Genomic DNA, 7,461 nt, shown 5'->3' with positions numbered 1-7,461 from the left:
AAACCTCTTGCATAATTAATTTTTGAGGGTTCAAAAACGTCAAAAATAAGGATTAAATCGCATAAAATATGTAAATAGGGTCTGCTGAAAAAGTTTTTCCTGGGGGTAGGATTCAGTAGCCGGTCGTCAGTAGCCAGTCGTGTCAGGCTTTTTTGCCCTTTTTTTTTGTAACAAGCGATTTAATAAAAGAAGGATAATGCAAGGTTTTTGAAAGTCCCAATCCTATTTTCGCAGCACTAACATCGGACTTTAACAGGTCAAAAGCCTTATTTTAAAAGGGTTTTACCATTATTCAGCAAGCCCTAAATAGACCATTTAACTGATTAATGCTCATTCTTAATTCTCCTGACTCCTGACTACTGGCTACTGACTCCTAACCCTAACAACAATTTGTGATTTTTACAAGAGGTCTAGTTTTTACCCCTCTCTAACCGTAAACTTTCCCATAATACTCTTGATATTCTTTGGATAACAAAGGTTGCCACCAATCCCGATGATCGAGATACCATTGAATGGTTTTTCTTAATCCCCCCTCTACCGTTTCTTGAGGTTGCCAACCTAATTCAGTGCGAATTTTACTGGCATCAATAGCATACCGGCGATCATGTCCGGGGCGATCCTTAACAAAGGTAATTAAATTCTGAGCAGGTTTCACGGGTAAATCGGGAGCTAATTCATCCATTAACTCACATAACATCCTGACTAAATCGATATTTTTTACCTCATTATTTCCGCCAATATTATAGGTTTCTCCCGCTTTGCCTTTGTGAATAACTGTATCTAAAGCTTGACAATGATCCCGAACATATAACCAATCTCGAACATTTTGACCATCACCATAAACGGGTAAAGGTTTACCCAAAAGAATATTAATACACATCAAAGGAATTAACTTTTCGGGAAAATGATAGGAACCATAATTATTAGAGCAATTAGTAATAATTGTCGGCATTCCGTAGGTGTGAAAATAAGCTCTCGCTAGATGATCACTCCCCGCTTTTGAGGCAGAATAGGGACTATTAGGAGCATAGGGAGTAGTTTCGGTAAAAGCCGGAGCATCTACTCCTAAACTGCCATAAACCTCATCGGTGGAAACGTGCAGAAAACGATAGTTATCGGGTTGATGATTACTTAACCAATGTTGCCGAAAACTTTCTAATAGAGTAAAAGTTCCCACCACATTAGTTTGCACAAAAGCCCTAGGTCCAAGAATCGATCGATCCACATGGGATTCGGCAGCAAAATGGGCAACTGTATCGATATTTTCACCGGCAAATAATTCATCAACTAAAGCTCGATCGCAGATATCCCCTTGCAGAAAACGGAAATTCTTTCTATCTTTCAGTGTCGCTAAATTATTCAAATTGCCCGCGTAGGTAAGAGCATCAAGAACAATTACACGATCCTCAGGATAATTCTCGCACCAATGATGAACAAAATTCGAGCCGATAAATCCTGCTCCACCAGTAACTACTATGCTTCTAGCTTGATTCTCCGTCGTCATGGCCACCTCTAGCAAAAGTTCGCTACTTATTTTAGGCTTTTTTGCTTCACACTTCTTCATCAAAAGTGATCCGATCAGAGTGATAATCCGGCGGTTCAACGTGAATTAAAATTCTCACAGGGCTAAATTGTTGGCTTAATCTTGCTTCCACCGCTTCCGTGATTGCGTGAGCAGTTTCCACATCTTGAGCGGAGACAACTAGGTGCATTTCTATAAATACCTGTCTTCCCACCACTCCCCGAGACGCAATCGCATGACAATTAAGCACCCCCGGCACCTCCAGGACAATTTGATGAATCACCTCAGGAGCGATCGCCATTTCATCCACTAACAAAGGTAAATTCTCCATCAGGACTTTCCAACCACTGCTAAACACCAAAAAAGCGACGGGAAAGGACAAAATCACATCTAACCATTGTAATTGGGGAATATTAGCCGTATTGCCCACCCAAACCCCGACTAAACCCAATAAAACCGTAATTGTCACCCACACATCACTCATGGTATGACGAGCATCGGCAATCAAAATCGCACTACCGACACGCTGCCCCACCGATCTTTCATAATAGGTGACAAAAATATTCACCCCTAAAACGATAATTAATAGCCATAACTCAGGACCTGCAATCTCGACGGGTTTGCCTCCTTTGATAATACTCATGACCGCCCCTTGCAAGATTTCAAAACAGGCAATCCCCAAAAATGCGGCGATCGCTAAAGCTCCGATCGCTTCGTATTTCAGATGTCCGTAGGGATGATCTCGATCTGGATAGGGAGAGGAAAACCGCATCGCTACTAATCCCAAGACATTATTGGCACTATCGGTGACACTATGGAGAGCATCCGCTTGCAGACTTAAAGCACCAATCCTCAAACCCACCCCCGCTTTGATCGCCATAACCAAAATGTTCAGCAGTAGGGTGATCCAGAGAACTTTTTGGACGGTAGCCCGATTATCTTTTAAAACAGCCACAGGATTATCAGTTATCAGTTATCAGTGGGTAAGTTATCAGTTATCAGTTATCAGTGGGTAAGTTATCAGTGGGTAAGTTATCAGTTATCAGGGAAATTTCAACTAAAACCCCAAAACCCCAAAAACCCAACTACTTGAGGGTTGAAAAAGGGCAAAAATAAGGATTAAATTGCCTAAAGTCGGTAAATAGACCATTTAATTGATTATTATTCATTTTTAATTCTCCTGACTCCTGACGACCGGCTACTGACTCCTGACCCTAACAACAATTTTTGATTTTTACAAGAGGTCTAGTCAACAACAATTGATCAACTCCTGAAATAACAGACTCCCATCGGTCAAATTGAGCATCAGATCGGCGGCGCGTTCGGGATGAGGCATCATTCCTAGCACATTTCCTGCTTTATTGCTAATTCCTGCAATATTATTTAACGAACCGTTAGGATTTCCCGACTCATTTACCTCTCCTGTGGCAGTACAGTAACGAAAGAGAATTTGTCCGTTATCCTCCAGAGATTTTAACGTATCTTCTGCGGCATAATAACGCCCTTCCCCGTGAGCAATCGGCAAATTAAGCACCTGTTGCGGTTGATAACCTCGCGTCCAGACAGATCGATTATTTTCCACTTTTACCGGCACTCGATCGCAGATAAAATGTAAATCGCGATTACGAATTAACGCACCAGGTAGCAGCCCAATTTCCGTTAGTACCTGAAAACCGTTACAGATGCCTAAAACTAATTTACCTTTTTCGGCTTCTTCTCGGACAGTTTTCATCGCCGGCGAAAACCGAGCGATCGCACCACAGCGCAAATAATCGCCGTAACTAAATCCCCCCGGCACCACAATCACATCCAAATCCCCTAAATCCGTCTCTTGATGCCAAATATAGCGGGTGGGTTGCTGAAAAATCCCCTCCGTCACCGTTGCCACATCTCGATCGCAATTCGATCCAGGGAAAACAATAATCCCAAACTTCATAATTTTTAACTTGGTTAATTCATTGTGCAGAAAGCTCTCATCAGATGGGTGTTGGGGTATTGGGTGAATTTCCCCATTTCCTTATCCCCTATCCCCTATCCCCTATCCCCTATCTCCTGACAATGCAAATCAAAGCGATAATTTTCAATTACAGGATTAGCCAATAGTTGATCGCACATTTGAGCCAATTGAGCGCGAGCGCTGGTTTCGTCCGCTGCTGTCACGGTAAGCTCAATATACTTACCAATTCGCACCCCAGCCACAGTATCATAACCTAATTGCTTTAATCCCGACTCTACCGCCGTACCCGCCGGATCGAGCACCGAGGGGCGCAGAGTAACATAAATACAGCACTGATAATTTTTTGGCATAGAATTAACTTTGATCGCTGACCTTTTTGATATGAAATCCCAACGCACCCGATCGCAAGAGCGCATTATCCACTTACTCAAAACCTTAAATCGGGCAGTATCCGCTCAAGAATTGTTTGTGGAACTCCGTCAGCGTGACCAAAATATGGGGTTAGCCACTGTTTACCGCGCCCTAGAATCCCTAAAACTACAGGGTGCAGTCCAGGTGAGAACCCTAGCCACAGGAGAATCCCTCTACAGTTCCGTTCAGCAGGATCAACACCATCTTACCTGTATTCATTGCGGTCGGTCTATCGTCTTTAATGAGTGTCCCGTTCACGAATTGGCAGAAAAACTCGAAAAATCCCACCAATTCAAGGTTTATTACCACACTCTCGAATTTTTTGGACTTTGCGATCATTGTCAACCCAGTTAAGTAAGCTGTACTACATTTAAACTGCCGATCGGGAAATTTTAGTACAAATGCTCAGACTTTCCACTCCAGTGCCGTCTTACACAGATTAAACTGTTGTTTGACCTTGGGCTGTTTTCAGAGGGATTAACTCCGGTTGACTGTATGGATGATGACTGTTGAGGGGGGATAACAAGGGGAAAAAGGGCTGATGTAAACTAATTAATTGAGCGAGGGTTTTCTTGAGATGGGTACGGGGAACGATCGCATCGACAAACCCGTGTTTTAACAAGTATTCCGATGTTTGGAAACCTTCCGGCAATTTCTCGCGCAAAGTCTGTTCAATTACCCGTTTACCGGCAAAACCGATAGTAGCCTTCGGTTCAGCGATAATAATATCTCCCAACATGGCAAAACTGGCCGTGACTCCTCCCGTGGTGGGATTAGTCAAGACGGGAATATAGAGTAATTTTGCCTCCCGATGCCGGTTAAGAGCGCCAGAAATCTTGGCCATCTGCATTAAACTTAACATTCCCTCCTGCATTCTCGCCCCGCCAGAAGCGCAGATAATCACCAGGGGTAAACTTTCATCGGTAGCGCCTTCCGTCAAACGACAGAGTTTTTCTCCCACCACCGATCCCATGCTACCCCCCATAAAACGGAAGTCCATCACCCCTAAAGCGAAGGGTAAACCATCGATCGTCCCCGTTCCCGTCCGGACAGCATCCGTCAGACCGGTTTTTTCTTGGGTTTCTCGGATGCGATCGCTATAACTTTTCCGATCGCGAAATTTGAGCGGATCCGTCGGTCGAATCTGTTCATCGAGGCAATTCCAAGTATTAGCATCCACTAACTGGCGAATTCTTTCTTCACTTTCCACCCGATTATGATGACCGCAATCGAGACAAACCAGTTGATTAGCTAATAAATCCTTCGTATAGGACAAAACGCCGCAATTGGGGCATTTTGTCCATAAACCATCGGCTATTTCTCGTTCCTGTTGTTGTTGAACCTTGGGTTCTGTTTTTTGGCGATTTGCAAACCAATCAAATAGAGACATAGTTTAAAATAAAGATAATTTATCGACTTTCTTCTAGGGGACTTAATAACAAAAGTGCTGTCCAGCGATCTTGGGGACGCACTTGTAGGGCGGCCTGATGCCCCTGGCCGCAATAAATACCAAGGCCAATAGCGATAACGCGACTGGGGATGTCGTGAGCTTTGAGCATTTCCTGTAGCCAATCGGCTTACCCTAGACTGGGGGGTGTTCTAATGGTGATCCAAGACACGGAAGACTATTGTATCAAGATTTAATTACAGGATAACTTTTTTACAAGAAAGGGAAAAAAATGGTTTGATAGGCTGAGATGATCTTATCACTCCAAAAGACACTCATCAGAGCGCCGAGGGCAAGAAATGGCCCGAAGGGTATAGCTTGTTTTTTCCCCATTTTACCGAGAAAAATGCCCGTCATACCGATGGCCGCCCCGATAGCGCAGGCCAAAAAAGCGGTGACTAATAATGCTTGCCATCCTAACCAAGCACCGATCATGGCCGCTAATTTCGCGTCCCCTCCCCCCATGGCCTGTTGTCTGAGGGCAAAACTTCCCCCCCACCGGATCAGATCAAATAACCAGACTCCTAAAACCGCACTAGCGATCGCTGAAAAGAGATAGATAGCACTTTGATTATTTTGCCAACCTAAAAGAGTTTGGAAAACTATCCCTAAAACTAATCCCGATTGGGTGAGGGAGTTAGGAAGCGTCATCGTGTCAAAATCAATCAAAGCTAAAGCTAATAACCAACTGAGGAGAATCCAATAGCCGAGGGTCTGCCAAGAAAAGCTAAAATCTCCTAAAACCAGACAAAATAATAAACCGGTAAAAGTTTCGATCGCTGGATAACGGACAGAAATCGGGGTTTTACACCAGCGACAGCGACCCCCTAGCCATAACCAGCCTAAAACAGGTATATTCTCGCTTTTACCTAACCTATGGTGACATTTCGGACAGTGGGAAGGGGGATAAACTAGAGATATCCCCTTAGGTAATCTATAGATGACCACGTTTAAAAAACTGCCCACCGAGGCACCACAAGCGAAGACAAAGGCAAAAGTAACTAGATGAAAGAGGGTTTCCATCCTTAAACTGGCAGATAATTGATTAGTTTGTTATCGCCTATTATAGGGGATAAAGATGCCACTATCTCCCCTCTTAAGCATCCAGTAATAAGCTGTTCATAATTTAAATTGCTTGTTGAGACGAGGCGAGAGACACTCTGGCAAGAGGCAACAGTAAAGGGATTGGAGGAAATTCGGCTGATCATTAAGAATAAGCGGTTTAAATAGGGTTTGCTGAATAAATCTAAAAACCTTGTTGGATAAGGTTTTTAGACTTTTTTGACCTCAAAAAGTGCCGACCATTGGAGTGATTGGGGGGAAAATTCTGGGACTTTTTCCCTGAAAATTAGGTAGTTGACCACCTGAAAATCGATAAAACCCCACACCCCACACCCCACACCCCACACCCCACACCCTGCCACCACCGAAAAACTTTTTCAGCAAGCCCTAAATACGTCTTAGCTTAATAATTCAGGCTCATCCCTAAAGGTGAATTTTCTTCTGGGCATTTTTTTTTGATTAATTAGCGGATATCACCCTAGATAATGGGGGTAAAACCTCACTATCAGCCCCAGGGACAACCTGACAAAATTAAATTATCGCCGTCAACGAGGACAAATTAATGAAACCGATTGTTGAATCTTTTTACAACTGGTACAGCAGCAAAATCACTCACCCCCAATATCGTTGGATTATCATTCTGGGAACTATGGTTTATCTGTTTAGCCCCCTCGATATTTCTCCTGACGTTTTCCCGATTATTGGTTGGATCGATGATGGTATTGTCCTCACCCTTTTAACCACGGAATTATCGCGATTAGTTCTTGATTATCGCAATCGCCGTCCGGGGACAGTAAAGAATCAAACCGAGGTTTCTTCCCCAACCAATGCCGTTGATACCGATGCCGTAGAAGTCAGAAGTTAGAATTCGTAAGTCTCAATTCTGACTTCTGAATTCAGGAGATTGCTGTTATTTATTCTCCCCCCCACTACCCCACATCCCCACATCCCCACAACCCCACAAACCCACATCCAAAATACCAAAACCATCTTCCCAAAAAAGGAAACAAATAAAAATACACCCTTGCTAAAATTGTTTTCACCTACACATAGCAGGTTTGG

At 43.5% G+C, this 7,461-nt stretch carries 10 protein-coding genes; 2 read left to right on the top strand and 8 right to left on the bottom strand.

The annotated features are described in order from the left end of the window. Positions 1–427: 427 nt before the first annotated feature. From rfbB to purS, 4 genes are all read right to left on the bottom strand, one after another. Positions 428–1,504, bottom strand: coding sequence for a dTDP-glucose 4,6-dehydratase (gene rfbB / locus O9290_RS18815; RefSeq protein WP_288058396.1), 1,077 nt, complete (start codon positions 1,502–1,504; stop codon positions 428–430). A 46-nt stretch (positions 1,505–1,550) separates the two neighbouring features. Then, entirely contained in the window at positions 1,551–2,477 is a 927-nt protein-coding gene (gene cdf31 / locus O9290_RS18810; RefSeq protein WP_002762471.1) for a CDF family zinc efflux transporter Cdf31, read from the bottom strand. A gap of 294 nt (positions 2,478–2,771) precedes the next feature. Next, on the bottom strand, positions 2,772–3,458 hold the full coding sequence (gene purQ, locus O9290_RS18805) for a phosphoribosylformylglycinamidine synthase subunit PurQ (protein WP_002762474.1): 687 nt from the start codon (positions 3,456–3,458) through the stop codon (positions 2,772–2,774). 95 nt (positions 3,459–3,553) lie between these two features. Next, positions 3,554–3,829 (bottom strand): phosphoribosylformylglycinamidine synthase subunit PurS, encoded by a 276-nt coding sequence (purS, locus tag O9290_RS18800; RefSeq protein WP_288058394.1) that lies wholly within the window; start codon positions 3,827–3,829, stop codon positions 3,554–3,556. A gap of 31 nt (positions 3,830–3,860) precedes the next feature. Between purS and O9290_RS18795 the strand changes: the two genes are divergently transcribed. After that, entirely contained in the window at positions 3,861–4,244 is a 384-nt protein-coding gene (locus tag O9290_RS18795) for a Fur family transcriptional regulator (protein ID WP_288058392.1), read from the top strand. An 85-nt stretch (positions 4,245–4,329) separates the two neighbouring features. Here O9290_RS18795 and accD read toward each other — a convergent pair whose 3' ends face one another. The 3 genes from accD to O9290_RS18780 form a co-directional block, all read right to left on the bottom strand. Then, positions 4,330–5,280, bottom strand: a complete 951-nt coding sequence (gene accD / locus O9290_RS18790; RefSeq protein ID WP_288058390.1) for an acetyl-CoA carboxylase, carboxyltransferase subunit beta — start codon at positions 5,278–5,280, stop codon at positions 4,330–4,332. Positions 5,281–5,299: 19 nt separating this feature from the next. Beyond that, positions 5,300–5,449, bottom strand: a complete 150-nt coding sequence (locus O9290_RS18785; protein WP_192576009.1) for a hypothetical protein — start codon at positions 5,447–5,449, stop codon at positions 5,300–5,302. Positions 5,450–5,550: 101 nt separating this feature from the next. Then, a complete protein-coding gene (locus O9290_RS18780) occupies positions 5,551–6,360 on the bottom strand; it encodes a prepilin peptidase (RefSeq protein WP_288058388.1) in 810 nt (269 codons plus the stop codon). A 601-nt stretch (positions 6,361–6,961) separates the two neighbouring features. On the opposite strand from O9290_RS18780, the gene O9290_RS18775 reads away from it, so the two are divergent. Next, complete coding sequence (locus O9290_RS18775; RefSeq protein ID WP_002762481.1) at positions 6,962–7,264, top strand: YkvA family protein; 303 nt, start codon at positions 6,962–6,964, stop codon at positions 7,262–7,264. Here O9290_RS18775 and O9290_RS18770 read toward each other — a convergent pair. Further along, the coding region (locus tag O9290_RS18770; protein WP_288087373.1) for a hypothetical protein at positions 7,261–7,461 on the bottom strand (201 nt) is incomplete at its 5' end. The two genes, O9290_RS18775 and O9290_RS18770, sit on opposite strands and share 4 nt — an antisense overlap.

This window comes from Microcystis sp. LE19-41.2A, assembly GCF_027530405.1.
Classification (GTDB): Bacteria; Cyanobacteriota; Cyanobacteriia; order Cyanobacteriales; family Microcystaceae; genus Microcystis; species Microcystis aeruginosa.
This window is presented reverse-complemented; position numbering and strand designations above follow the sequence as displayed.